We start from the raw sequence: 25,526 nt of genomic DNA, 5'->3' as shown, positions 1-25,526 counted from the left end.
CGCCGTGCGCATCAGGCGTCAGCGTTTCAGCAGCGGCTTGAGGAAGCGCGCGGTGTGTGATTCCCGGCATTCCGCCACGGTTTCCGGCGTGCCGGACACCAGGATCTCGCCGCCGCCGCTGCCGCCTTCCGGCCCCAGATCGACAATCCAGTCGGCGGTTTTGATCACGTCGAGGTTGTGCTCAATCACCACGATAGTATTGCCCTGATCGCGCAGCTGGTGCAGCACTGCCAGCAGCTGCTGGATGTCGGCAAAGTGCAGGCCGGTGGTCGGTTCATCCAGGATATACAGCGTCTGGCCGGTGCCGCGCTTGGACAGCTCGCGCGCCAGCTTGACGCGCTGTGCTTCACCGCCGGACAGCGTGGTCGCCGACTGGCCGAGACGGATATAGGACAGGCCGACATCCATCAGGGTTTGCAGCTTGCGCGCCAGCGCCGGCACCGCGTCGAAGAACCCGCGGGCTTCTTCGATGGTCATCTCCAGCACTTCGTGAATGCTTTTGCCCTTGTATTTGATCTCCAGCGTTTCACGGTTGTAGCGCTTGCCTTTGCACTGGTCGCAGGGCACATAAATGTCCGGCAGGAAGTGCATTTCCACCTTGATTACGCCGTCGCCCTGGCAGGCTTCGCAGCGGCCGCCTTTCACGTTAAAGCTGAAGCGGCCCGGGGTATAACCGCGGCTGCGTGATTCCGGCACGCCGGCGAACAGTTCGCGCACCGGGGTGAAAATGCCGGTGTAGGTAGCCGGGTTGGAACGCGGCGTACGGCCGATCGGGCTTTGATCGATGTCGATCACCTTGTCGAAGTGTTCAAGGCCGGCAACCTCGCGGAACGGCGCCGGTTCGGCGAGGGTGGCGCCGTTCAGCTGGCGCTGGGCGATCGGGAACAGCGTATCGTTGATCAGCGTCGATTTGCCGGAGCCGGACACCCCGGTGATGCAGGTGAACAGCCCCACCGGCAGCGTCAGCGTCACGTCCTTCAGGTTGTTGCCGCGCGCGCCGCTCAGTTTCAGCACCTTGTTCGGGTCTGCCGCCACGCGCTCCTGCGGAATGGCGATTTCGCGCTTGCCGCTGAGGAACTGGCCGGTCAGCGAGTCCGGCTTGGCCATGATGTCTTCCACGCTGCCTTCGGCGACGATCTGGCCGCCGTGTACGCCGGCGCCGGGGCCGATATCGATCACGTGGTCGGCGGCGCGGATGGCGTCTTCGTCATGCTCCACCACGATCACCGTGTTGCCCAGGTTGCGCAGGTGGATCAGCGTTTCCAGCAGGCGTTCGTTGTCGCGCTGGTGCAGGCCGATGGACGGCTCGTCCAGTACGTACATCACGCCCACCAGGCCGGCGCCGATCTGGCTCGCCAGGCGGATGCGCTGGGCCTCGCCGCCGGACAGGGTTTCCGCCGAGCGCGACAGCGACAGGTAGTTAAGGCCGACGTTAACCAGAAACTTCAGGCGGTCGCCGATCTCTTTCAGCACTTTCTCGGCGATTTTGGCGCGTTGGCCACTCAGCTTGATGTTCTGGAAGAAGGTCATCGCGTGGCCGATGCTGAGATCCGAAATCTCCGGCAGCGTGGTGTCTTCGACAAACACGTTGCGCGCTTCTTCGCGCAGGCGGGTGCCGTGGCAGGAGGTGCACGGACGGTTGCTGATAAATTTGGCCAGATCCTCGCGCACCGCGCTGGATTCGGTCTCTTTATAGCGGCGCTCCATATTGTGCAGCACGCCTTCAAACGGATGGCGGCGCACGGTGGTGTCGCCGCGATCGTTGATGTATTTAAACTCGATCGACTCTTTGCCGGAACCGTTCAGCACTGCTTTTTGCACGCTGGCGCTCAGGCTGTTGAACGGCGCTTCGACGTCGAACTGATAATGCTCCGCCAGCGAGCGCAGCATCTGGAAATAGTAGAAATTACGGCGATCCCAGCCGCGGATGGCGCCGCCGGCCAGCGACAGCTCCGGGTTCTGCACTACGCGATCCGGGTCGAAGAACTGCTGCACGCCCAGGCCGTCGCAGGTCGGGCAGGCGCCGGCCGGGTTGTTGAACGAGAACAGGCGCGGCTCCAGCTCGCGCATGCTGTAACCGCAGATCGGACAGGCGAAGTTGGCGGAGAACAGCAGCTCTTCCGCTTTGTCATCGTCCATATCGGCCACCACCGCGGTGCCGCCGGACAGTTCCAGCGCGGTTTCAAACGACTCCGCCAGCCGCTGCGCCAGGTCTTCGCGTACTTTAAAGCGGTCGACCACCACCTCGATGGTGTGCTTCTTCTGCAGCTCCAGCTTCGGCGGATCGGACAGATCGCACACTTCGCCGTCGATGCGCGCGCGGATATAGCCCTGCGTCGCCAGGTTCTCCAGCGTTTTGGTGTGTTCGCCTTTGCGATCTTTGACGATCGGCGCCAGCAGCATCAGGCGTTTGCCTTCCGGCTGGGTGAGCACGTTGTCGACCATCTGGCTGACGGTCTGCGCCGCCAGCGGCACGTGGTGGTCCGGGCAGCGCGGCTCGCCGACGCGGGCGAACAGCAGGCGCAGATAGTCATGAATTTCGGTGATGGTGCCGACGGTGGAACGCGGGTTGTGCGAGGTCGATTTCTGTTCGATGGAGATCGCCGGCGACAGCCCTTCAATATGGTCGACGTCCGGTTTTTCCATCAGCGACAGGAACTGGCGGGCGTAGGCGGAGAGCGATTCGACGTAGCGGCGCTGCCCCTCGGCATACAGCGTATCAAAGGCCAGCGAGGACTTGCCGGAGCCGGACAGCCCGGTGACCACAATCAGTTTGTCGCGCGGGATGATCAGGTTGATGTTTTTGAGATTATGGGTTCGAGCACCACGAACTTCGATATTGTCCATTTACACTTCCCGTCTTGGTGATACGCCGTGCGGCTTTACGGTTGGTTTTGTGACCAGGTGCGCAAAAAAACGCCACAGCCAGTACGAAACGCATAATTATGACACAAAAAAGCCTGAATGAATATCCAGTGTTCGTATGAAACGTTGTCGATCGTGATGACAATTTTGGAATACAATGCGCAGTTATCAAGGCGGGTGTGGTTTCAGCTTTCGCGTGGTAAACTGACTCGTTTATACTGTGTAAAAATCATTCTTCAGGAGAGAGTTCATGGCCAGCAGAGGCGTAAACAAAGTAATTCTGGTCGGGAATCTGGGCCAAGACCCCGAAGTCCGTTACATGCCGAATGGTGGCGCGGTCGCCAACATGACCCTGGCTACCTCCGAAAGCTGGCGCGATAAAGCGACCGGCGAGCAGAAAGAAAAGACCGAGTGGCACCGCGTTGTGCTGTTCGGCAAGCTGGCGGAAGTGGCCGGCGAATATCTGCGTAAAGGCTCGCAGGTGTATATCGAAGGTTCCCTGCAGACCCGCAAATGGACCGATCAGAGCGGTCAGGACCGTTACACCACCGAAGTGGTGGTAAACGTCGGCGGTTCCATGCAGATGCTGGGCGGCCGTCAGGGCGGCGGCGGTGCACCGGCAGGCGGTGGTCAGGGCGGCCAGGGCGGTTGGGGCCAGCCTCAGCAGCCGCAGGGCGGCAACCAGTTCAGCGGCGGCCAGCAACAGCAGTCGCGCCCAGCGCCAAGCAGCGCGCCGGCGGCCAGCAGCAACGAACCGCCAATGGATTTTGACGACGATATCCCGTTCTAAAAAATACCTCAGACATTTCTGCCAATGTCCGCGCCAGAAGCCCCGATACACGGGGCTTTTTTTATGTCTGCAAAGGAAGAGTTTGACTGGGTGCTTTTGGGTTATCGGTTAGGTCGGAGAAGGTAAAAAAACCGTGACCGGTTTAACCGTCAGACCTGCAGTTCAGTCGATTGTACGCGCTGAATGGTAAACCGGACGGTATCAAGATCGTGCCGCTGTCCGAGGTCGCCACCAAAGACGATTTTTCAACATCAAGAACGTCAGTCGTGATGACCTGTTGAGCGCCCACCGCCGCAAATTATGGGGATTATCTCCAGCAATACCGGCGGTTTCGGCGACGTCAAAAAAGCCGCTCAGGTATTTTTTCGTAACGAGTTAATCCCACTGCAGGAACGCATCAAAGAGGTGAACGACTGGTTAGGGGAAGAGGTGATCAACTTCAAAGATTATGAGTTGCCCTCTGAATGACAGGAGCCGCCTCTCGGCGGCTTTATTTTCATATGCAATATTTTTCAGGCTCAACTACAAGCCATGACGTTTTTTTAACCTTTCCATTTGAACTATAATCAAATCACTTAACGTATCACAGGAATCATAAACATAATCGACCGCTATACGGTCTCGAGCTTCCCATTTTTTATTTTCAGTATTAAAAACGAAAGTATCAGTATCATTTGAGCCAATAACAATAAATCCGTCCAGGGCTTCATTATAAAAACCTTTTTCCTCAGACAAAATATCATTATTCAAGAAAATATTATTCTCGTCTTCTTTGCTCAAAGGGTGAAAGATTATCCCATCAAAATCAATCCCATCACTGATACGGACAAAATCGCCGTATTGCTTCCAAAACTCCGGCTGTTCGTCTTCAATACCCCGGCTAAAGTGATAATTATTAACTTCGCCTTGGTAAGGCGGGTTAGGCTCCCCTCCTAGTTGCTGGCAAACCCCATTAAATAAATTTACTGCTTTATTAATTTCTGTCATACGTCCCCCTTAAGGATAGACTATACCCTTTGGAACAGGCCATAAAATCGATTTGCTTTCTGATGTACCAAGAGCCTTTGTTACTCTTATTTGCGCAGTCGTAAACACCGCATGTTCATGCGCCCTATTAATCAACACAAGATTATCAAAGTTATTTGTCCCACTATCATCCAACGGTAGTTTATGATGAACCTGATAGCCTTTTGGAACAATGCCTTTTAGCATATTAGATCTAAAATCATTATCGAACCTAGAAATAACATCAGGACTGTCGGCAATGCTCTTTATAAATTTACCTCTTACTTTATTATCAAATTCAGAGCGTAACGCCACTAACTCACCTCTCGGCCTCTGAATATAATCCATTTTAATAACATCAATATTGTTGAGTAATTTTTTATCGCCCTTGTAAGTCCCTAGAAAATGCTGAAGTTCTTCTAACGACTTCATGTTGGCAATGTTGCCGCCGGGCATACGAGTAACAGCAGCTATTGAAGATAGTGCAACCAGCGAACCTATTGACTGAGGGTTAGCCACCTGGGTAAAACCTTCGGCCGCATCGCCGCCAAGCTGCTTAGCCGTCTGTGCGAAACCTTCCACGTTCTGATTGTATATCCCCCCGGCAGCCAGCAACCGCCCAACGGCTTTACTGTTCAACGTGCTAAGCTGCTTTTTTGCTGCTTGAGCGTACTGGAGGGGCGTGTAATATTCCGCAGGCTTTACCGTTGGCAAAGGTCGCGAGCGTTCTCCCCTGTGCCTTATCGCCTGTTCGTAGTAGTCAGTGATGCGGTTACCACCGCCCAACATGAATGAATTAGCCCCACCACAACCTACCAAACGACCATTATCATTGATATAAAAAGCAAAACGGGTGCTGCTCCACATTTCTTTATCATCAATGTAAACAATATTGCCGCACTCTATATCGCCCTTTAACTTATTGGCGTATCTACCGGTTTCAATCACTGTCTGGGTGTCCCACGGGGAGCGGGGCTGTATGTCATCCCCGAACATGTTAAACCCGCCGGAGCTGCCAGAATCCAACACATAATGTCGGCATACCTCGCGCCATGCTTCACGGGGGGTGATGATCCTGTCATAGCGTTCGGGCGGTAACTCGTCATAAAACAGGTGATACAGATTGCCGGGTAATTTCTTCATGATATGAGCAACTCCCTTGCGGTAAAAAACGTCATTTCCGTGACATAGCTAACCCTTATAGCAGTTTCAATCTACGACCAGCAACCCTAAGCGCTTTAGACGCCCACTACGGCGTTTTAACCCCACAGATCGCAACGATACCCCACTAACAAAAAGCGCCCTCAGGGGCGCTGTGCTCTTAGAAAAAGGTATTGATAACACCGCTTGTGCGCAATGCTATTCCCGCCTCTTTTTGAAGCATGGATAAAATATCAGCGGCAATTCCGCTCCTGTAAGCTTCAGCTCTGCTTTGAGTTGGATTAATGCTCCTCCTGCAGGGGCGTGTTTATCATGCCGGAATTCTGTTTCTGAATGGAGTAGTTGGGGTAGGGTCAGTGCTTTTGGGTTATCGGTTAGGTCGGAGAAGGTAAAAAACCGTGACCGGTTTAGCCGTCAGACCTGCAGTTCAGCCGCTTATGGCGGTTTTGTGCCAGAAGCGGAGGGCAAGGCGCGTTTTAGCCTCATAGACAGCATGAAGTTTGGTCACCCTTAATTAATAGACTTGAAAGTCTGATAAATATTAGTAGACTCATAAGTCTACTTAATGGCTGTTGTGGAAACCCTGATGACTAACTCGAAGTCCTTTTTGCTAACGCTCTGCTTATCCCGTGTTTTATTGACTTTTTTCTTCTGGATGGCCGGTGTTTTTGGCGTATTCAATTTTGGGGTGATCGTCCAGGAAATGGCGACGGTGGGTCTTCCCTGGCCGGTTCTCTTCGCGGTTGCCACCATCCTGTGCCAGCTCTGTGGTTCCGCACTGATAATTTTTAATTGTGCAGGCTATGGCTGGATTGGATCGGTAATGCTGATTGTGTTTACACTGCTGACTATCCCGGTGGGACATCCATTCTGGACATTCAGTGAGCCAGAACGTACGCAGGAGTTCCATATTGCTCTTGAACACATTACCGTTATCGGGGGGTTAATCATGAGCGCCCTCCTTTCAGGCCATAAACGATGAACGAAAAAAACCGCCAAAAAGGTCGCCCTAAAGATCCGCTCAAAGAACGCGCGATACTTCAGGCTGCGCGAAAATTATTTCTGGAAAAAGGACTGGACGTCACCACGGAGGAAATTGCCCGTGTCGCTGGCGTGGCAAAGGCCACCCTGTACGCAAACTTTGCCGACAAAGACATCCTCATTGAAGCGGTATTACGGCAGGAATCAGATTTAACAATCAGTGATGAAGATTTTTCAAAACGGCATAACCATTCATTGACGGATACGCTGACCGCATTTGGAAACCGATTCGTCCGTTTTATAAATCAGCGTGAGCTGACCGGATGGGATCGGCTGATTGCCTCTGCTGCCATTCGTCATCCGGATTTACCACGGCGATTTTACGTCGCAGGCCCCGGCAGGGCGCAGCAGATGTTGGAATCTATTATTGCTGAAGCCGTTGACGAAGGCGTGCTGATATCATGTAACCCGCGCGAAGCCGCTGATGATTTAGCCGGATTATGGTTGGGCATGACGAGTCTGGAGATAAAGCTCGGCGCGAGAAAGACACTGTCTGATGAGGAAATTAAGCATCGGGTGTCGCATGCGCTCGGTGTTTTTATGCGCTTTTATTCAGTCAAATAGCGCTTACGAGCGGCTATGTGCTGAAAGCCGGCGAATAGCCATGCTTGATTACGAAAAGTATCCAATTCTTTCGAGCTGACTAAGTTAAAAGGTTTGTATGCCGTATGAGCGCTGGCAGGTGGTCTGAAGTATGCTAATTGCATCACTTTTTAGATGGTGAAGAAAGTGAAACCCTGCTTCGGCAGGGTTTTTTATGTGTTGCACTATCTATTTTGGGTGGTTCTCAATGTGCTTTTGATAATAATTGACTGCGTTTGTTTAAGTAAATACAGATAGAAAGAGCAATCAGAGGTAGGATGGATGATGCAATAAATGCATGCGATTCGCTAATGTTCAGGCCGTTCGAAATACTAGAATCGGTCATTAAAGAATAAAATGCCACCCCGACAGCAAAACCCATTTGGCGTAATGTACTTGTTATCGCGGCAGCAAGGCCTGAGTTCTCTGGCGCGACATTATCCATCACTACTCGTGCCATAATCGGATTCAATATGGCTGCCCCACACCCCATAATGAAAAGAGTGATATCCAATAGTAACCCCTGGTGTTTCACATTGGTATTGAAAAGGTATGCCAATGCCAGCAAACCGAGAGCGATGAAAACAAACCCACTCATGGCATTTAGTTTTAGTTTATCTTGCAGTGTAAAAACAGGGATGAGTGTTAAAGGAATGGAAAGACATAGCATAGACGTCATGACTATCATCGGGGAATAATTAAATTTCACCGTGATGTATCCGGGGAGAGTCACGAAAAGACTCCAGTAAGAGATAGAAAAGAAAATAGGGAGCAATAAAGAAATAAGAAAATTTCCGTTCTTCAGTTCAGGCAGTCGAGTAAAACTCTTTGAAGAAAATAGATGTAATGATCCAAGTGCAATAAGGCAAGCTATGATTATAGCGTAAAAAAGATGCCGGCCAAGGCCGGAGAATGTCTGATTGAAATACGGATTCATGGTGATGGACAGAAGGATAATCGTCGCAGGAAGCGTGCTCGTTAACGATACCTGACCAAGAGCCCCTTTTTTTAACGTCTCCATGGCAGTACTGCCAACAAATGGGAACAGTACTACCAAGCTCAGCGGGATGTTGATAAGCATAATCCATCCCCATGAAAGGTAGGAGACAATCAGGCTGCCTAAAATAGGCCCAAGAGCAAAACTTAAGCCAAGAAACATTGACCATTTTTTAAATGCACCTGCCCGGTTACGGGGGCCGACAACGGGATACAGTACGTTAAGTAGTGCCATTGCTGAAGTATTCAGGAATGCTGCAGAAATTCCTTGAATCAATCTTATGGTGGTGAATTCCGTGAGGGTTTCACAATACGTTGAATAAACGGATGAAAGCACAAAAACAGATAATGAAGATAACAAGGTTAAACGGTAGCCAGTCTTATCGGTAATAATTCCTGCTGGCAATAGAAAGGCGGCAAAACCTGCCGTATATGAAATGCTTAACCAGGTGCCTTCCTTTATGCCAAAACCTAATCTGACGGCAATGTCAGGAATGGCGACGCCTAAACCGGTGGTATCGAAACCGATCATGAATGTCACAATCATGACGGATAAAAAAAATAGATCTTCCTTTTTTCGTAACATGCGACCTTCTTTATTATGCATAACAATAAAGAGCAAAGAGGCTCTCTTTGCTCATGGCGTTTAGCCGGTAATCAGCAAAGAATACTGCCATCAAGGAAGCGAGAGACATTTCTGTCAATCAGACAGGCGCAACGATCCCCCATTACGCCTAATGCCGTCAACCACATCTCCTCCAGTCTGGCTCTTGCCATATCAGGGCCTTTTTCATGTGCCAGTAATGACAGCATATATGTTGTTCCTGAAACTGTGTATCCGGCAAGCTGCAATCGTTCACATTTTTCAGATAATATGGCAGGGTTGGCTGTCATTTCTTTTATCGTTTCTTGAATGAACCGATGGCGAGATGCGATGGCGCTAACTTGTTCAGAATTAAGGAAAAGTGAGCGTGCCGTTTCATCACTGATGAAGTGCTTTAATGAACTCATCAAGTGATAGCTCTCCATGGGTTTTATGACCGAAACATCAGCACCATGCCATATATCCATCAGGGCCCATAAGTCCATTTCGATGATGTTTCCAGGTAGAATCTTTTGTCCCGTATTATGACCGACGCTATCAAGGTATACATAGGCTGTACTCGTCTCACTATTTTGTGAGAATGAGTAAATTTTCGTGTTTCCGCCTCCTGAAACAATTCCTTTTTTTGTCATCTTGACTTCTTCAGGAATCCGTCCAAGTGTAACGACACCATGAATCTTATTGATGGAAAGGATGTATCCGACTCTTTCCAGAAGCTCATACGTTCTCTCTTTATCAAACTCTCCCTGTGAATTTTGAACGCCCCATTGGCCGTCCTGCGTTAACGCAAGACCAAAAGGATCAACGATCAGGTTTATGTCCAACCCCACCAGTTCGCGTAGAATAAGAGAAATCAGCGTTTCGAACTCCGATAACCCGGCATTAATATCATCATGTTTTGATGCGTTAGAGACAAAGCGAAGTGAAATGTTTTTCACCCCCATAGCATGTGTTTTTATAATTTCCTCTGCTGCTCTCTTCCAGCCATACGTGAAATATCCCGGGAGGCCTTTTGCTGGTTTTTGTGCATTTTTATCTACATGCGAACTTACATCAACGGCCTGCGAGAGTATTGAAGGGGAAATCACCACGCTGGATTGAGTAATGACACGGCGGGTGAAGGTCGGCTTTAAAATCTCATATTCAATATTACTCATAACATACATCCCTTATATTTATGTGATTTGAGAACGGCACATATTTTTTAGTTGTGTTTTTATTTTTCCGCCCTTCCAATGTGTAAATAAATTTTTGTTTATTTATGGCCGAGCATTGACATTAATTCATTGCGAACTTGAATTAATCTCATGTTTGTGCCTGGATGGATATATGATTAATAATCACAGGTTGAAATATCTATCAGATGTTTCAATCAATGATGGTTGCTTATCTAGGATGAACGGTTGATAATGATGACGTATTGAGGGCTTTATACTGCCATATTGTTTTATAGGATTTTAGTAAAATATTATTACGGTTACGGATGGATAGCCTATTTTGTTTGCTTATTTTATTCTGAGAAAAATCAAAATGCAGGTATGGCCGTGGTTCGGTCGGAAAATTCTTTTTTATTCTGATTTTTTACTCGTCATATCTCTATAGCAGTAAAAAACTATTGTATTGATGTCTTTTGGTTCGCATTTTCACAATTTTTGAAACGTTTTGATATAGGTTTCGGTGGGCAGTTTTTTAATTAATATTTATATTTTTTAGTATGTTATGTTGATTGTTCTGTCTGGTGGCGTACTGAATCCTCAATAGGAAGTTTTAGGCGTGCATATTAATGTTCTAAAAGAATTGTTATCGCCACACGTTGCATAGCCTCTAAAATCACAAAAGCCCCGGCAGGGGCTTCTGGCTTCTTGTCGCTGTGCAGACGGCTTAGTTAAAGATCTCTGCGGTGCCGTGCAATTTATTCTGACCGCCGGCGGAGGTGATGCGATAGCTGCTGGCGCCGGCCGCGGCGGCTTTACTGGCCAGTGCGTCTTCCAGCGCGCTCAGGCTGGCGGCGCCGCTGACGGAAATCACGCCCATTTTCTGCGCGTTAGCGGCAGGCTGTGCAGCAGGTTGTTCGGCAGCCGTTGCGGTAAAGGCTGCGCCGGTCAGCAGTAAAGCAGTAGCAAATTTTTTGATGTTTTTCATGATGCAATCCTCAGAGTATTTTTTATGTGAGTCGCCGTTGCGTCTCGATGTGTTAAATATTAACCAGGTGGTGGCGAAGTTAAAATCAGAGAGTTTTGAGTATCTCTGTCAAAAAAATTGATTTCCATACGTGGAGGCTGGCTGGCGGAGCAAATCATTCACCACTACCTTTAAATAAAGTGGGTTGGTGGAGGGTGAGTGATGACGACAAATGCATTTGTTGGCAGTTGGTCACTGGTGTCTTCGGTATTTAAGAGTGAAGCAGGCACGCTAAGCTATCCGCTCGGCGCGCAGGTGGTGGGCCGCATCAACTACGAAGCCAACGGCGCCATGGCGGCGCAGCTGTATAGCGCGGTGCGTCCGCGTTTTGCCTCGGAAGATCTGGCGCAGGGCAGCGACCAGGAGCTACGGGCGGCGTTTATCAATATGATTTGCTACTTTGGCCGCTACCAGATTGATGAGCCGGATCAGCGGGTGATCCACCAGGTCGAAGGTTGTTCGTTTCCCAACTGGGTGGGCAGCCGTCAGGTGCGCTTTTATACCTTTGCCGGCGATAAGCTGACGCTGCGCACCGCGCCGCTGCAGATCGGTAATGGCGTGCAGATTGGCGAGCTGGTCTGGCAACGCATCGGGGACGCCGGATGATTACCGTTCACCACCTGAATAACTCACGCTCGCAGCCTATTTTGTGGTTTTTAGAAGAGCTGGCGCAGCCCTATCAGGTGCAGCGTTATCAGCGTGAGGCGGGAAGCCTGCTGGCGCCGCCGGCGTTAAAGAAAATCCATCCGCTGGGTAAGTCGCCGGTGATTGTCGACGGCGATCTGACGCTGGCCGAGTCCGGCGCAATCATCGAATATCTGCAGGAAGCCTACGATGCGCAGGGGCAGTTTATGCCCACCGACTTTCATGCGCGTCAGCAGTACCGCTATTGGCTGCACTATGCGGAAGGGTCGCTGATGCCGCTGCTGGTGATGAAACTGGTGTTTGGCCGCCTCGGTCAGCCGCCGGTGCCGCTGCTGCTGCGCAAGCTGGCCGGTGCCATCGGTAAAGGGGTGCAGCGCAACTATCTCGATAGGCAGATCGCCGTGCACCGTGACTATCTGGAACGGCACCTGCGCGCTAACACCTGGTTTGCCGGCCATGACTTCAGCGCCGCTGATATCAAAATGAGTTTTCCGCTGGAGGCAATGGCCGCGCGCGGCGGGTTGGACGGCTGTCCACAGCTGCGTGATTTTCTGCGGCGCATTCATCAGCGCCCGGCTTATCAGCGGGCGCTGGAGCAGGGCGGCCCTTATCATCTGCTGCTTTAACCGTCTGGACTATACTCGATAGGTCACTGCTTCTCGGAGATGGCCCATGACGACTCAAATCTTTGTGAATTTGCCGGTCAGCGATTTGCCCGCCTCGATGGATTTCTTTGGTCAGCTGGGTTTTGCATTCAATCAGCAGTTCACCGACGACAGCGCCGCCTGCATGGTGGTGAGCGACACCATTTATGTGATGCTGTTAACCCACGATAAATTCAAAATGTTTACCCCCAACCCGATCGGCGATGCCAAACGGGCCACGGAGGTGCTGCTTTGTCTGTCGCGGCCCAGCCGTGCGGCGGTGGACGATCTGGTTCGCAAGGCAATCGCCGCCGGCGGCAACACCTATAACCAGCCGCAGGACCATGGTTTTATGTACGGCCACGGCTTTCAGGATCTGGACGGCCATATTTGGGAGCTGATGTTTATGGATCCGCAGGCCATGCCGTCCTGAACACGGGAGTCTCATCATGCGGCGGCCGAGTCCGCCGCGCTCTGCGCCAGACGTTAAAATCGCCGGATCGACGACTTTCTGCTTTGCTCGTCGCGATCTTTAGTTGATCGGACGGTATAGAAGGCTGGATAATCGTTTGCTTCAGTAAAAACACTATAAATTCACCCGTACCTCATGCCGAGAGTTAATCGTTTGCCTTGTGCGCGGCCGCTATCTGCCGCGCGGTGCAAGGAATTGGGAGCAAACGTGACGGAAACGATTCCGTCCTGTCGGCTGCGGACGTTAAAAACACCTTCTGCAACAGACGAGCAGTGATTACAGGGGACAGCAACATGTCGAATTCTCAAGCGAATAACGCCGCAACAGCAAAAGGCGGGCTTGATGGTTATTTTAAAATTTCGCAGCGCGGCAGCAGCGTGCGGCAGGAAGTGGTGGCGGGCCTGACCACCTTTTTGGCGATGGTCTATTCGGTGATTGTGGTGCCGAGCATGCTGGGCAAGGCCGGTTTCCCGCCGACCGCGGTGTTCGTCGCCACCTGTCTGGTTGCCGGCTTCGGGTCGCTGCTGATGGGGCTGTGGGCTAACCTGCCGATGGCGATCGGCTGCGCTATCTCTTTGACGGCGTTTACCGCCTTCAGCCTGGTGCTGGGCCAGCAGATCAGCATTCCGGTGGCGTTGGGAGCGGTATGCCTGATGGGGCTGTTGTTTACCGTGATCTCGGTGACCGGCATCCGCTCATGGATCCTGCGTAACCTGCCGATGGGCGTGGCGCACGGCACCGGCATCGGTATCGGCCTGTTCCTGCTGCTGATCGCCGCCAACGGCGTCGGCCTGGTGGTGAAAAATCCGCTGGACGGGCTGCCGGTGGCGCTGGGTGCCTTTACCTCCTTCCCGGTGGTAATGACGCTGCTCGGGCTGGCGGTGATTTTCGGTCTGGAGAAGTTGCGGGTGCCGGGCGGCATTCTGCTGGTGATTATCGCCATCTCCGTTATCGGCCTGATTTTCGACCCGGCGGTGAAGTATCAGGGGCTGTTCGCCATGCCGAGTCTGGCCGACGATCAGGGCAACTCGCTGATTTTCAGCCTGGATATCATGGGGGCGCTGCAGCCGGTGGTGCTGCCGAGCGTGTTGGCGTTGGTAATGACCGCGGTATTTGACGCTACCGGCACCATCCGCGCGGTGGCCGGGCAGGCGAACCTGCTGGATAAAGACGGCCAGATCGTCAACGGCGGCAAGGCGCTGACCTCTGACTCGGTCAGCAGCATTTTCTCGGCGCTGGTGGGCGCGGCGCCGGCGGCGGTGTATATCGAATCGGCGGCGGGCACCGCAGCCGGCGGTAAAACCGGCCTGACCGCTACCGTGGTGGGCCTGCTGTTCCTGCTGATTCTGTTCCTGTCGCCGCTCTCCTATCTGGTGCCAGTGTATGCGACGGCGCCGGCGCTGATGTACGTCGGCCTGCTGATGCTCAGCAACGTCACCAAGCTGGATTTTGACGACTTTGTCGACGCGATGTCCGGCCTGCTGTGCGCGGTGTTTATCGTGCTGACCTGCAACATCGTTACCGGCATTATGCTGGGTTTCAGCGCGCTGGTTATCGGCCGCGTTTTCTCCGGTGAATGGCGTAAGCTGAATATCGGCACCGTCGTCATTGCCGTAGCGCTGGTGGTGTTTTACGCCGGTGGCTGGGCCATCTAAATCCTCAGCCGGGGCGCGGTTGGCGCGCCCCGGTTTCAGATTACTCTCCTTAATCTATTTCGCCGTTTTGAAAGGCACAACAAGCTTTCACCGACGTAAAAAAAGTGATCTACTATTTGGCACATACTCTGGCAATACGCCTTTGAGGTCGAAACCGTAGAGTCTAAGGAAAGCATGGAAATCTTTTTTACAATCCTCATTTTGATCCTGGTGGTCTCCCTGTCCGGGGTGGTGACGCGTATGTTGCCGTTCCAGGTGCCGCTCCCCTTAATGCAAATCGCCATCGGTGCGCTGTTGGCCTGGCCGCATTTCGGGCTGCACGTGGACTTCGATCCGGAACTGTTTTTAGTGTTGTTTATCCCGCCGCTGCTGTTTGCCGACGGCTGGAAAACGCCGATGCGCGAGTTTATTCACCACGGCCGCGAGGTGCTCGGGCTGGCGCTGGTGCTGGTGCTGATCACCGTGGTCGGCGTCGGCTATCTGATCTACCTGATGGTGCCGGGTATTCCGCTGGTGGCGGCGTTCGCGCTGGCGGCGGTGCTGTCGCCGACCGATGCCGTGGCGCTGTCCGGCATCGTCGGCAAAGGGCGCATCCCTAAACCGATTATGGGCGTGCTGGAGGGCGAGGCGCTGATGAACGACGCCTCAGGCCTGGTGTCGCTTAAGTTTGCCATCGCGGTGGCGATGGGCACCATGGTGTTCACCGTGGGCGGCGCGACGCTGGAGTTCCTCAAAGTGGCGATCGGCGGCCTGCTGGCCGGCGTGGCGGTCACCTGGACCTACAGTAAGTCGCTGCGCGTGATGAGCCGCTGGAGCGGCGACGACCCAGCGACGCAAATCGTCTTTTTACTGCTGCTGCCGTTCGCCTCCTATCTGATTGCCGAACATATCGGCGTATCGGGGATTCTGGCGGCGGTCGCCGCGGGGATGACCATCAGTCAGTCCGGCGTGATCCGCAATGCGCCGCTGGCGATGCGTCTGCGCGCCAACAGCGTCTGGGCGATGTTGGAATTCGTGTTTAACGGCATGGTGTTTATCATGTTGGGTCTGCAACTGCCGGGAATTCTGGAAACCTCGATTCTGCAGGCGGAGCTGGATCCGACGATTCAGACCTGGTACCTGTTCGCCGACGTGGCGATTATCTATGCCGCGCTGCTGCTGCTGCGCTTTACCTGGCTGTGGCTGATGAAGGGCGCCAGCAAACGGCTGCTGAAAAAGCGTCCGCTGCAGTTTGGCAACTACACCACGCGTGAGCTGTGGGTGGCGTCGTTCGCCGGGGTGCGCGGGGCAATTACGCTGGCCGGTGTGCTGTCGATTCCGCTGCTGCTCAGCGACGGCAGCGCCTTCCCGGCGCGTTATCAGTTGGTGTTTATCGCCGCCGGGGTGATCCTGTTGTCGTTGATTGTCGGCGTTATTGCCCTGCCGCTGTTGCTGCGCGGCGTACAGGTGGCGGACCCGAGCGTCAGTAAGGGCGAAGAGCGGATGGCGATTGCGATGGCGGCGGAAGTGGCGATCGAGAGCATCAACAAAATGGAAGAGCGGCTGACGGCGGATACCGAGGAAAATATCGATCCGCAGGTGCTGAAAGAGGTCAGCTCGCGCGTGGTCGGCATGCTGCGCCGCCGGGTTGCCAGCAAAGACGATATTGAAAACGCGCTGGAGCTGGAAAACCTGGAGCGACGCTTCCGCCTGACCGCGCTGCGCGCCGAACGCGGTGAGCTGTACCATCTGCGCGCGACGCAGAAAATCAGCAATGAGACGCTGCAAAAGCTGCTGCACGATCTCGACCTGCTGGAGGCGCTGCTGGTGGAGCGCGAGGGGTAAACCGGCGCGTGCCGGACTAAGCAGAAGGGGCTGAAGATATTCAGCCCTTTTTTATTTCATTGTCGACAGATGGTCGCGGCAGCAGGCGATCCAGGCCTGAGCGCTGTGGGACAGGTAACTGTCCTGACGCCAGATCAGCCCGACCTTCCACTCCATCAGCGGTTCCAGCGGCAGCCAGAGCAGGCTTTCCTCATCCAGCCACTGACAGACCGGCTCCGGCAGGGCGGCGATGCCGACGCCGGCCTGCACCATTGAGGCCAGAAAATCCCACTGGCCGCTGCGCACCGCGATGCGCGGCTCCAGTTCGGCGCGACGAAAGGCCGCCATCAGCATCTTATACAGCGCAAAATCTTCGTTATAAATCAGTATCGGCCATTCGGCCAGCTCATGAATGCTGATGTGGCTCCGCTGTTGCCAGTGCGTATTGCGCGGCACCACAACGGACATCGGGTGGGTCAGCAGCGGCAGAAAGGTCAACTGCCGGTCGGTATCGGGCGAGTAGACCGTCATTGCCAAGTCCAGTTCGCCCGCCAGCACCCGCTGTTCACCGGACAGGCCGCCCAGCTCGGAGATGCGCAGTTCAATGCCGGGATAGGCGTGGCGAAAGTGGCGGATGAGATCGGCGATTTGCCGGCCGACCATCGGCGGGATGCCCAGCCGCAGCACGCCTTTTCTTACCGCGCTGATGTCTTCCAGCTCGGCCTCCAACTGGCGGAATTCGTCGAGGATCGCCACGCCGCGCTGATAGACCGCCTGGCCGCTGTCCGTCAGGTGCAGCTTGCGCCCCTCGCGGATCAGCAGGGTGCACTCCAGTTCATCCTCCAGATGGCGCAGCATCTTGCTGATGGTCGGCTGGGTGACGAACAGTTTTTCCGCCGCGCGGGTAAAGCTTTGCTGACGCACGACTTCGACAAAGTAGCGTAGGGTACGAACATCCACAATTCGTTCTCCGATGGGCAATACCGGCGGGAAACTATTCCCTTAAGGCATGAAGTGGATAATTTTAATTCATTTCAGTACGGGTTTCCCGGCTGCGTATACTGTAATCCGTCATTTTTTTGCTTGAGGCCGCTCTCCATGTCCCTGGCGTTACGTCGTGCTGCGCCATCCCTGCTGACTCGCCTGCAGGTTCCCGTTCAGGTTGTTTTGTATGCGCTGCTGTTTTTGCTTGCCGAGCAGTTGGTGGCGCATTTCCATCTACCGTTGCCTGCCAATATTGTCGGCATGCTGATGCTGCTGGCGTTGATCGTGCTGCGCGTGCTGCCGCTGCGTTGGGTACAGGCCGGCGCGCGCTGGCTGCTGGCGGAGATGCTGCTGTTTTTCGTCCCGGCGGTGGTGGCAGTGGTCAACTACGCGCAGTTGCTGATGGTGGAAGGCTGGAAGATTTTTCTGGTGATCGCCGTCAGCACTATGCTGACGCTGGGGGCCACCGGGCTGGTGGTGGACCGCGTCTATCGCTTCGAACTCTGGCTGCAGCGGCGCAAACGTCATGAATGATTTTATCCTCAGCCTGCTCTGTCTGGCCGCTACGCTGGCGCTCTATTTTGCCAATAAGCGGCTCTATCGCCGCCGTCGCAGTCTGCTGCTGATGCCGCTGGTGCTGACACCGATGATTCTGGTGCTGTTGCTGGTGGTGACGCATATCTCCTATCGGGACTATATGGGGGAGACTCACTGGCTGCTGTGGCTGCTCGGGCCGGCGACCATTGCCTTTGCGGTGCCGGTGTATGAGAACCTGCATATTATCCGCCGTCACTGGCTGTCGCTCAGCGCCGGAGTGGCCACTGCAGTATGTGTGGCGGTGTACAGCTCGGTCTGGCTGGCGCGGCTGCTGACGCTGCCGGAAGAGGTACAGCGCAGCCTGGCGGTGCGTTCGATCACCACGCCGTTCGCGCTGGAGGCGGCGAAGCAGATGGGCGGCCAGCCGGATCTGGTGGCGCTGTTTGTGGTGATCACCGGGGTGTTCGGCATGGCGGTGGGGGATATTCTGTTTTTGCGGCTGTCGGTGCGCAGCCGTCTGGCGAAGGGGGCCGGCCTGGGGGCGTCGTCGCACGGCGCTGGCACCGCGCGCGCCTATGAAATGGGGCAGGAAGAGGGCGTGGTGTCCAGTCTGGTGATGATGCTGGCCGGCATTATCACCGTGCTGGCCGCGCCGCTGATTGGCCTGTGGATGTGCTAATACGCATCAGATAAACGCCGGGATAATCCGGCGTTGAACGTTTAGCTGCGGGCTGTATCGATCAGCTCGACCACCAACGGCGAGTGCGCACCACGCAGGGCGGCGCGTTCAGACTGGAACAGTGTGGCAACGTAAAAGCGGTGCGTCGGCAGCTCGATGGCGCGCACGTCGCCTTCGCTGTCGTGTGCGCTGACGATCAGCGGGAACTGTTGCAGCTGGCCGACAAAGTCCGGGTTGACGCCGAAGTTGCAGTGATAGCCTTCATGGGTTTCAAGAGCGCCGTACGCCTGCGCAATGCGGGTGTTTGGCTGCAGCAGCACGGTGCCGGTTTTTTCCACCAGTGAGCAGCTCAACGGGGTGATAACCAATCGCCCCGTGCTGTCGGTCTCTGCGTGGGTCGCATCATGCCAGCCCATAACGTTGCGGGCATACTCCACCACCGCGTACTGAAAACCGCCGCAGGAGCCGAGGAAAGGGACGTCATGCTCACGGGCGTAGCGGATGGCGGTAAACGCTCCGGCATCATGACGGTACGGGCTGCCGGGCACCACCCAGATCGCATCATAGTCTTGCAACACGGCGCTGTCGGTAATGGTCTCGGTGGGGATCCAGCGGGACTGAACGTCAATATCAAGGTGGGAAGCGGCAAGCGTGAGCGCGGTGGGAATCGCCTGGTGGGCGACGGCTTCGGGGCGATAGTCGCCGACCAGTGCAATGCGAACCTGAGATTTCATCACTTTCTCCTGCGTGGGTAAAAAGAGATGTTAGAGCAAAGTTAACAATTCGTCTGCTGCGTTAAAGGAGATGCGCACGTTTTGCCGGCGGGGGCATTTGCCCCCTGATACAGCATGTTAGTACAGCGAAGGCGCGCCGGCCGGGCGGGTCTTAAAGCGGCGGTGCAGCCACATATACTGCTCCGGCGCGCGCATAATCTCTTTTTCCACCACCTTGTTCATATAGGCGGCAGCGGCCATTTCGTCGGTAAGCGGGTAGTTTTCCAGCGCCGGCTGGATCAGCAGATCGTAACCGGCGCCGTTTTCACGGCGAATCAGCACCACCGGCACCAGCGCCGGCTGTGCCATACGCGCCAGCATAAAGGTGCCGCTGGTGGTTGCCGCCTGATCGACGGCGAACAGCGGCGCAAACACGCTGCCGCGCGGGCCGTAATCCTGATCGGGCGCGAACCACACCGCTTCGCCGCCTTTCAGCGCCTGCACCATGCCGCGCAGGTTCTTACGGTCGAGCATCGCCTTATTGGAGCGCATACGGCCTTTGGTCTGCGCCCACTCCATCGCCTTGTTGTTGTGCGGGCGGTACATCGCCATCATCGGCTGGCACAGGCCCATCGCCCGGCCGCCCAGTTCCAGCGACATAAAGTGCACGCCAATCACCAGCACGCCGCGGCCGTTCTGCTGCGCCATCTTCAGGTGATTGATGCCGGAGACGTTAAACCAGCGCTTGACGCGTTTATCCGACCAGAACCAGGCGATGCCGGTTTCCAGCAGCCCCATACCGAGGGATTCAAAATTGCTGACCACCTTGCGCTCGCGTTGGGCGGCATCCATATCCGGGAAGCACAGTTCCAGGTTGCGGCGGGTGATGGTGACGCGGCGCTTCAAAAAGCGCATCGAGGTGCGGCCCATCCACACGCCGAGCTTATGCAGCAGCGGGTAGGGCAGCTGTACCAGCAGAAACAGCACTGCCAGGCCAAACCAGGTCAGCCAGTAGCGGGGGTGCAGCAGGGCACGTTGGAATTCTTGCGGACGTTTCATAGTCACTCATTTATGCATTAAGGGTAAAAAACCTGTAACGCATAAAGAAGCCACTCAATAGCGATACAATGACTCAGACACTGGGTCGTGGTTATCGTTTAGTCGGATCGTGAAATTGACTAAAACTTTACATTCGAAGGGCAAATCGCGCTGCGCATCGGTCGGGAAAGGCGCGACCGCGGCAATCTGAGGGGCTCTAGGAACGTTTATTGTACCATACCCTACGACAGTAAACAGAGAAGGAGGATGCGAAAAATCTTATTTAGCCGGCGTTCTGCGTGCGCATCTTGACCGAGATTATATCCCCGCTAGCCACCCGCATTTTAGAGGCGGAACCATGAAAATGAGGGGCAACTTTCCAGACAACCCTTGATCGCAGATAGATAACCCGACCGCAGATATCGTTGAGTTGGAAGCGGATTATCCGGATACGCTCAATGCGGAATTTGGCGCTCGTCGGGGGGATGACATTACGTTGGAAGAATGGGGAACGCCAACAAAGGATTTTTTGGCGCAGACCGGGCTATTAGCGACAAACCATCTGAGGCAGGAGGTCGAATCATTGATCCGCGTATCGCCAGAAAAGAAAAAGGCGCTTATCAAATGAGATAAAGCGCCTTTTTTCAACACGTTAACTGACTAGTATCAGTTCATGCCGTATTTTTTCAGTTTCTTGCGCAGCGTACCGCGGTTGATGCCCATCATCAGGGCTGCGCGGGTCTGGTTGCCACGGGTGTATTGCATCACCATGTCCAACAGTGGCTGTTCAACTTCAGCCAGTACCAGCTCATACAGGTCATTCACATCTTGACCGTTCAGTTGAGCAAAATAGTTCTTCAGTGCTTGTTTAACCGAGTCACGCAGAGGCTTTTGAGTCACTTGATCCTGTGAGTTTACGGTAGAAACGGTCAGTACGTCAGAATTTACGCGTTGTTCGAACATAGTTCTGTCAGCTCTTTTTTTACGCTAGATTTTCGAAATATGCCTCCAACGCCTCCAGCTGTTCGCTGGCATCCTCTATGGCGTTGAATGTGCGCCGAAACTGGTCATTCGGGGCATGCTCCTGGAGATACCAGGATACGTGCTTACGAGCAATCCGGAATCCCTTGCCTTGGCCGTAAAAGCCGTGCAATTCCCGAATATGCCCGATCAACAAGCGCTTCACCTCGCCAAGCGGCAACGGCGGCAGCAGCTCCCCTGTGTCCAGATAATGCTGGATTTCCCGGAAGATCCAGGGTCTCCCCTGAGCAGCGCGGCCTATCATCAGGGCGTCGGCCCCGGTGTAGTCAAGCACTGCTCTGGCTTTATGCGGGTCAGTAATATCCCCATTCGCAATAATCGGAATGGAAACGTTCTGCTTAACTGCCCGAATGCTGTCGTATTCCGCGTCGCCGTTAAACAGGCAGGCGCGGGTTCGGCCATGAATCGTCAGGGCCTGAATACCACAGTCTTCGGCCAATTGGGCAATCTCTACACAGTTACGGTGTTCCGGCGCCCAGCCGGTACGGATTTTCAGCGTTACCGGCACATCCACGGCGTTAACCACCGCCAGGAGGATCTGTTTCACCAGATCCGGGTGCTGCAACAAGGCAGACCCTGCAAGTTTCCGGTTCACCTTTTTAGCCGGGCAACCCATATTGATGTCGATGATCTGTGCACCGCCGGCGACGTTAATCTGCGCGGCGGCAGCCATATCATCCGGAACGCTGCCGGCGATTTGCACGGAGCGAATCCCAGGTTCATCGCTATGAACCATGCGCAGACGCGACTTATCCGTCCGCCACACCTCCGGATTGGAGGAAAGCATTTCGGATACAGCCATCCCAGCCCCCATTGCATGACACAAGGTTCTGAATGGGCGATCTGTAATGCCGGCCATCGGGGCCGCAATCAGGCAATTTGTTAACTGGTGGTGTCCAATGCGCATAGACAAAGAATGACCGTACTGTGTCCGCAAGGGCGCGTATATTACGCATTTTTTCGCCGAGATGAAAGGCCAAACTTTGACCAATTTGCGGCAATCGATAGCTGAAAATGCGCACCCCGACGACGGATGAAAATATTATATATAATTAACAATAACTTGACTGATTGTGCTGCTTTTGTGTTCAGGCAAATAATCAGCGGGTGACAGGATATTATCTCTAAATGAGACGTATTTTTACCGCGATCGGCTGGCGTTACCGCGCCCTGTACGCGCATTATCGCGATTTTCGGCTGAAAAATCATCAGCAGACCAATAGGATGCACGGGCGTGTATAACGCGCCTGCGCGGCTTATTTTGCGCCGATAAGGAGAATGTTAAGGGGATGCTGCCCAAACGCTTTAGCGCTCGCTGACGGCGGTGTGAGGCGCTGATAGCGACAGCGTCGTGCCGATGCCCGGTGGCAATAAAAAACCCGCCGGTGGCCGGCGGGCTTTCAGAGAGGGCTAGCGGCGGCGGCCGGTAATGCGGCACCACTCTTCCCGTTCGGCGACCGGATCCAGCACGAAGAGCTCCTGATAGGCTTCCGCCACGCTCTCCGCCTGGGTAGCCAGCACGCCGGACAGGCCGAGGTCACCGCCGGATTTCGGCAGGCAGCTAATCAACGGCGCCAGTTCGCGCAGCGGGCCGGCCAGAATATTGGCGACCACCACGTCGGCCTGCAGCCCGGCCGGCTGGTCCTGCGGCAGATACAGTTCCAGACGCTCAGAGACGCCGTTGCGCTCCGCGTTGTCGCGGCTGGCCTGGATCGCCTGCGGGTCGATATCGATGCCGATGGCGCGCGCCGCGCCGAGTTTTAATGCGGCAATCGCCAGAATGCCGGAGCCGCAGCCGAAATCAATCACGGTTTTGCCGGCCAGATCGAGGCCGTCGAGCCATTGCAGACACAGTGAAGTGGTCGGGTGCGTGCCGGTGCCGAAGGCCAGGCCCGGGTCCAGCATCACGTTGACCGCGTCCGGGTCGGGCACGTCGCGCCAGCTTGGGCAGATCCACAGGCGCTCGCCGAAACGCATCGGGTGGAAGTTATCCATCCATTCGCGTTCCCAGTCTTTATCTTCCAACTGTTCGATTTTGTGACGAAAACCGGCGCCCAGCAGCGGATGCTGTTCCAGCATGGCCACTACCTCGGCCATATCGGTTTCCGCATCGTACAGGCCGATAACGTCGGTATCGCCCCACAGCAGGGTTTCACCGGGCAGCGGCTCGAACACCGGGTTGTCGTGGGTGTCCTGAAAGGTCACCGAGACCGCACCGCTTTCAACCAGCGCATCGCTCAGCGCTTCCGCCTGGTTGCCGGTGGTGTTCAGTTTTAGTTGGATCCAAGGCATAACAATTCTCTTTAAGAAGATAAAGATGACGCCGGGCGGCGTTTTTCGCCGACCAGGTTACCGATGTAAAACGCCAGCAGGCTGACCAGCAGCGCGGGCACGATAGGATGCAGCCCCGCGAGCTGCAGATTGAAGCTGGCTAATAGCGTATAGCATACCGCACCTGCCGCCATTGAGCTAAGGGCGCCCTGCGCATTAGCGCGCTGCCAGTAGAGGCCCAGCACCAGCGGCCACAGGAATACCGCCTCCAGACCGCCAAAGGCCAGCAGGTTCAGCCAGATGATCATTTCCGGCGGCCGCCAGGCGGCCAGCAGCACCAGCAGCCCAAGCACCAGCGTGGTCAGGCTGGAGAAGCGCTTGATCAGCTTCTCGTTCTGCTGCTGTTGCGGGCGGACGCCAAGATACAGGTCCTTGATGATGGTGGCGGACGACTGCAACAGCTGCGCGTTGATGGTCGACATAATGGCCGCCATCGGCGCGGCTAGGAAGATGCCGGCGGCGTACGGCGGCAAGACGGTAACCATCAGCGTCGGGATCACCTGATCGGGCACCTGGAGATCCGGCAGCACGGCGCGTCCCAGCGCACCGGCCAGGTGCATGCCGAACATCAGCAGCGCCACGACGATGGTGCCGAGCACGATGCCGCGGTGCACCGCTTTGCTGTCCTTATAGGAGATGCAGCGCACGGCGGTGTGCGGCAGGCCGATGACGCCGAAGCAGACCAGGATCCAGAACGAGGCCATAAAGGGCAGGCTGAGGATCTGCTCGCCGCCCTGCGGCGATACCAGTGCCGGATCGATTCGCTGCAGCGTATCGACGGCGCCGTGCAGGCCACCGGCGGCATGGATCACGCCGACCAGCAGCAGCGCGGTGCCCAGCAGCATCACCAGCCCTTGCATGGCATCATTCAGCACGCTGGCGCGGAAACCGCCGAAGGCGGTATACAGCGCGATGCTGACGCCGAAGATCAGCAGTCCGCTGTCGTACGGAATGCCCGCCGCGGTTTCCAGCAGGCGGGCGCCGCCGATAAACTGTACCGTCATGGCGCCGAGGAAGGCGACCAGCAGGCTCAGGCTGGCCAGCCACACCAGCAGGCGGCTTTGGTAGCGGGCGAACAGCATATCGTTGAGGGTGATGGCGTTGTAGCGCCGTGCCAGAATGGCGAATTTTTTACCGAGCACGCCGAGCGACAGCCATACCGCCGGCAGCTGGATCATCGCCAGCAGCACCCAGCCGAGGCCGTATTTGTAGGCGGCGCCGGGGCCGCCGATAAACGAGCTGGCGCTGATGTAGGTGGCGGTCAGGGTCATCGCCAGCACAAAGCCGCCCATCGAACGGTTGCCGAGAAAATATTCGCTGAGGAAGTTACCGCTCTGCCGGCGGCGATAGGCGTATATCGACAGGCCGAATACCAGCAGCAGGTAGGCGACCAGCGGCACGATCACTTCAGTTTTCATCGCGGTCCTCCAGCGGAATATCGCGGAAGATGACGCGCACCATCAGCCAGCACAGGATAATGAACAGCAGCGGAACCAGCAGACAGGCCATTTCGAACCAGTGCGGCAGGCCGGTGACGCCGATTTGGCTGTCCGGCAGATAGGCGGCCAGCGCCCAGGCCAGCACGTAGAAGAGGGTCAGACCCAGCGCCCAGCGCGCTTCGCGGTGAGCCTGAATAAAGCGTTTTTCCATCCGTTTCTCCCCCTCTTACCCATGAATTGCAGCGTGTAACGCCGGCGTGAAATGCATCGGGCAGAGGCTTATGGCTATGGATTTACCAGAGGAAGGGGATTGTACGACA

Annotated in this window: 25 protein-coding genes and 1 pseudogene; 12 read left to right on the top strand and 14 right to left on the bottom strand. The window is 55.1% G+C overall.

The genetic code is table 11. The annotated features are described in order from the left end of the window. Window positions 1–18: 18 nt before the first annotated feature. Complete coding sequence (gene uvrA, locus TAN611_RS21205; protein WP_105232817.1) at window positions 19–2,847, bottom strand: excinuclease ABC subunit UvrA; 2,829 nt, start codon at window positions 2,845–2,847, stop codon at window positions 19–21. A 268-nt stretch (window positions 2,848–3,115) separates the two neighbouring features. On the opposite strand from uvrA, the gene ssb1 reads away from it, so the two are divergent. Continuing rightward, window positions 3,116–3,655 (top strand): single-stranded DNA-binding protein SSB1, encoded by a 540-nt coding sequence (ssb1, locus tag TAN611_RS21200; protein ID WP_015962066.1) that lies wholly within the window; start codon window positions 3,116–3,118, stop codon window positions 3,653–3,655. A gap of 173 nt (window positions 3,656–3,828) precedes the next feature. Beyond that, a pseudogene (locus tag TAN611_RS23600) lies at window positions 3,829–4,123 on the top strand (Presumed portal vertex protein); the annotation flags it as partial. A gap of 54 nt (window positions 4,124–4,177) precedes the next feature. Here the strand turns inward: TAN611_RS23600 and TAN611_RS21190 are convergent. After that, complete coding sequence (locus tag TAN611_RS21190) at window positions 4,178–4,642, bottom strand: YrhA family protein (RefSeq protein ID WP_187043972.1); 465 nt, start codon at window positions 4,640–4,642, stop codon at window positions 4,178–4,180. A gap of 9 nt (window positions 4,643–4,651) precedes the next feature. Beyond that, window positions 4,652–5,803: an HNH endonuclease signature motif containing protein gene (locus TAN611_RS23595; protein WP_238404485.1), complete on the bottom strand. Its 1,152-nt coding sequence runs from the start codon at window positions 5,801–5,803 to the stop codon at window positions 4,652–4,654. Between the two features lie 604 nt (window positions 5,804–6,407). On the opposite strand from TAN611_RS23595, the gene TAN611_RS21180 reads away from it, so the two are divergent. Next, window positions 6,408–6,803: a DoxX family protein gene (locus TAN611_RS21180; protein WP_105232814.1), complete on the top strand. Its 396-nt coding sequence runs from the start codon at window positions 6,408–6,410 to the stop codon at window positions 6,801–6,803. Continuing rightward, window positions 6,800–7,426: a TetR/AcrR family transcriptional regulator gene (locus tag TAN611_RS21175; protein WP_111736282.1), complete on the top strand. Its 627-nt coding sequence runs from the start codon at window positions 6,800–6,802 to the stop codon at window positions 7,424–7,426. The genes TAN611_RS21180 and TAN611_RS21175 overlap by 4 nt, the downstream gene beginning before the upstream one ends. A 223-nt stretch (window positions 7,427–7,649) precedes the next feature. Here the strand turns inward: TAN611_RS21175 and TAN611_RS21170 are convergent, their stop codons facing one another. The 3 genes from TAN611_RS21170 to TAN611_RS21160 form a co-directional block, all read right to left on the bottom strand. Then, the gene (locus tag TAN611_RS21170) at window positions 7,650–9,026 is read right to left on the bottom strand and encodes an MFS transporter (RefSeq protein ID WP_203066975.1); all 1,377 of its coding nucleotides are present in this window, start codon (window positions 9,024–9,026) and stop codon (window positions 7,650–7,652) included. A gap of 71 nt (window positions 9,027–9,097) precedes the next feature. Next, window positions 9,098–10,201, bottom strand: coding sequence for a hypothetical protein (locus TAN611_RS21165; protein WP_203066974.1), 1,104 nt, complete (start codon window positions 10,199–10,201; stop codon window positions 9,098–9,100). A gap of 724 nt (window positions 10,202–10,925) precedes the next feature. Next, entirely contained in the window at window positions 10,926–11,186 is a 261-nt protein-coding gene (locus TAN611_RS21160; protein WP_105232810.1) for a YdgH/BhsA/McbA-like domain containing protein, read from the bottom strand. A 201-nt stretch (window positions 11,187–11,387) separates the two neighbouring features. On the opposite strand from TAN611_RS21160, the gene TAN611_RS21155 reads away from it, so the two are divergent. From TAN611_RS21155 to TAN611_RS21135, 5 genes are all read left to right on the top strand, one after another. Further along, window positions 11,388–11,831: a lipocalin-like domain-containing protein gene (locus TAN611_RS21155; RefSeq protein ID WP_105232809.1), complete on the top strand. Its 444-nt coding sequence runs from the start codon at window positions 11,388–11,390 to the stop codon at window positions 11,829–11,831. Continuing rightward, a complete protein-coding gene (locus tag TAN611_RS21150; RefSeq protein WP_105232808.1) occupies window positions 11,828–12,496 on the top strand; it encodes a glutathione S-transferase family protein in 669 nt (222 codons plus the stop codon). Before TAN611_RS21155 ends, TAN611_RS21150 begins: the two co-directional genes overlap by 4 nt. Window positions 12,497–12,542: 46 nt before the next feature. Beyond that, a complete protein-coding gene (locus TAN611_RS21145) occupies window positions 12,543–12,947 on the top strand; it encodes a VOC family protein (RefSeq protein WP_105232807.1) in 405 nt (134 codons plus the stop codon). A gap of 332 nt (window positions 12,948–13,279) precedes the next feature. Further along, entirely contained in the window at window positions 13,280–14,641 is a 1,362-nt protein-coding gene (locus tag TAN611_RS21140; RefSeq protein WP_105232806.1) for an NCS2 family permease, read from the top strand. 174 nt (window positions 14,642–14,815) lie between these two features. Beyond that, complete coding sequence (locus TAN611_RS21135) at window positions 14,816–16,465, top strand: Na+/H+ antiporter (RefSeq protein WP_015962058.1); 1,650 nt, start codon at window positions 14,816–14,818, stop codon at window positions 16,463–16,465. A 51-nt stretch (window positions 16,466–16,516) separates the two neighbouring features. Here TAN611_RS21135 and TAN611_RS21130 read toward each other — a convergent pair whose 3' ends face one another. Then, complete coding sequence (locus TAN611_RS21130; protein WP_197950580.1) at window positions 16,517–17,404, bottom strand: LysR family transcriptional regulator; 888 nt, start codon at window positions 17,402–17,404, stop codon at window positions 16,517–16,519. A 138-nt stretch (window positions 17,405–17,542) separates the two neighbouring features. Here TAN611_RS21130 and TAN611_RS21125 point away from each other — a divergent pair, with 138 nt between their 5' ends. After that, on the top strand, window positions 17,543–17,962 hold the full coding sequence (locus tag TAN611_RS21125) for a CidA/LrgA family protein (RefSeq protein ID WP_203066973.1): 420 nt from the start codon (window positions 17,543–17,545) through the stop codon (window positions 17,960–17,962). Further along, window positions 17,955–18,644, top strand: coding sequence for an LrgB family protein (locus TAN611_RS21120; protein ID WP_203066972.1), 690 nt, complete (start codon window positions 17,955–17,957; stop codon window positions 18,642–18,644). Before TAN611_RS21125 ends, TAN611_RS21120 begins: the two co-directional genes overlap by 8 nt. A gap of 41 nt (window positions 18,645–18,685) precedes the next feature. Here the strand turns inward: TAN611_RS21120 and TAN611_RS21115 are convergent, their stop codons facing one another. Both TAN611_RS21115 and lpxP read right to left on the bottom strand, forming a co-directional pair. Beyond that, a complete protein-coding gene (locus TAN611_RS21115; RefSeq protein ID WP_203066971.1) occupies window positions 18,686–19,378 on the bottom strand; it encodes a CTP synthase in 693 nt (230 codons plus the stop codon). Window positions 19,379–19,495: 117 nt separating this feature from the next. Continuing rightward, on the bottom strand, window positions 19,496–20,416 hold the full coding sequence (gene lpxP, locus TAN611_RS21110) for a kdo(2)-lipid IV(A) palmitoleoyltransferase (RefSeq protein ID WP_105232801.1): 921 nt from the start codon (window positions 20,414–20,416) through the stop codon (window positions 19,496–19,498). Between the two features lie 409 nt (window positions 20,417–20,825). Here lpxP and TAN611_RS23590 point away from each other — a divergent pair, with 409 nt between their 5' ends. Beyond that, on the top strand, window positions 20,826–21,023 hold the full coding sequence (locus TAN611_RS23590) for a hypothetical protein (RefSeq protein ID WP_232251597.1): 198 nt from the start codon (window positions 20,826–20,828) through the stop codon (window positions 21,021–21,023). Between the two features lie 38 nt (window positions 21,024–21,061). Here the strand turns inward: TAN611_RS23590 and fis are convergent, their stop codons facing one another. The 5 genes from fis to TAN611_RS21080 form a co-directional block, all read right to left on the bottom strand. Continuing rightward, window positions 21,062–21,358 carry a DNA-binding transcriptional regulator Fis gene (gene fis, locus TAN611_RS21100; RefSeq protein ID WP_000462905.1) on the bottom strand — a complete coding sequence of 99 codons (297 nt, stop codon included), beginning with the start codon at window positions 21,356–21,358 and terminating at the stop codon, window positions 21,062–21,064. Between the two features lie 19 nt (window positions 21,359–21,377). Then, the gene (gene dusB, locus TAN611_RS21095) at window positions 21,378–22,343 is read right to left on the bottom strand and encodes a tRNA dihydrouridine synthase DusB (protein WP_099050014.1); all 966 of its coding nucleotides are present in this window, start codon (window positions 22,341–22,343) and stop codon (window positions 21,378–21,380) included. A gap of 503 nt (window positions 22,344–22,846) precedes the next feature. Continuing rightward, window positions 22,847–23,728, bottom strand: a complete 882-nt coding sequence (prmA, locus tag TAN611_RS21090; protein WP_105232800.1) for a 50S ribosomal protein L11 methyltransferase — start codon at window positions 23,726–23,728, stop codon at window positions 22,847–22,849. An 11-nt stretch (window positions 23,729–23,739) separates the two neighbouring features. Then, the gene (panF, locus tag TAN611_RS21085; RefSeq protein WP_105232799.1) at window positions 23,740–25,185 is read right to left on the bottom strand and encodes a sodium/pantothenate symporter; all 1,446 of its coding nucleotides are present in this window, start codon (window positions 25,183–25,185) and stop codon (window positions 23,740–23,742) included. Beyond that, window positions 25,175–25,417 carry a YhdT family protein gene (locus TAN611_RS21080; RefSeq protein WP_105232798.1) on the bottom strand — a complete coding sequence of 81 codons (243 nt, stop codon included), beginning with the start codon at window positions 25,415–25,417 and terminating at the stop codon, window positions 25,175–25,177. The genes panF and TAN611_RS21080 overlap by 11 nt, the downstream gene beginning before the upstream one ends. Window positions 25,418–25,526: the final 109 nt, after the last annotated feature.

It is taken from the genome of Serratia sp. Tan611 (assembly GCF_905188235.1).
Classification (GTDB): domain Bacteria; phylum Pseudomonadota; class Gammaproteobacteria; order Enterobacterales; family Enterobacteriaceae; genus Serratia_B; species Serratia_B rhizosphaerae.
Note: the sequence above shows the minus strand (reverse complement) of the source record. Positions and strands in the feature narration are given on the sequence as shown.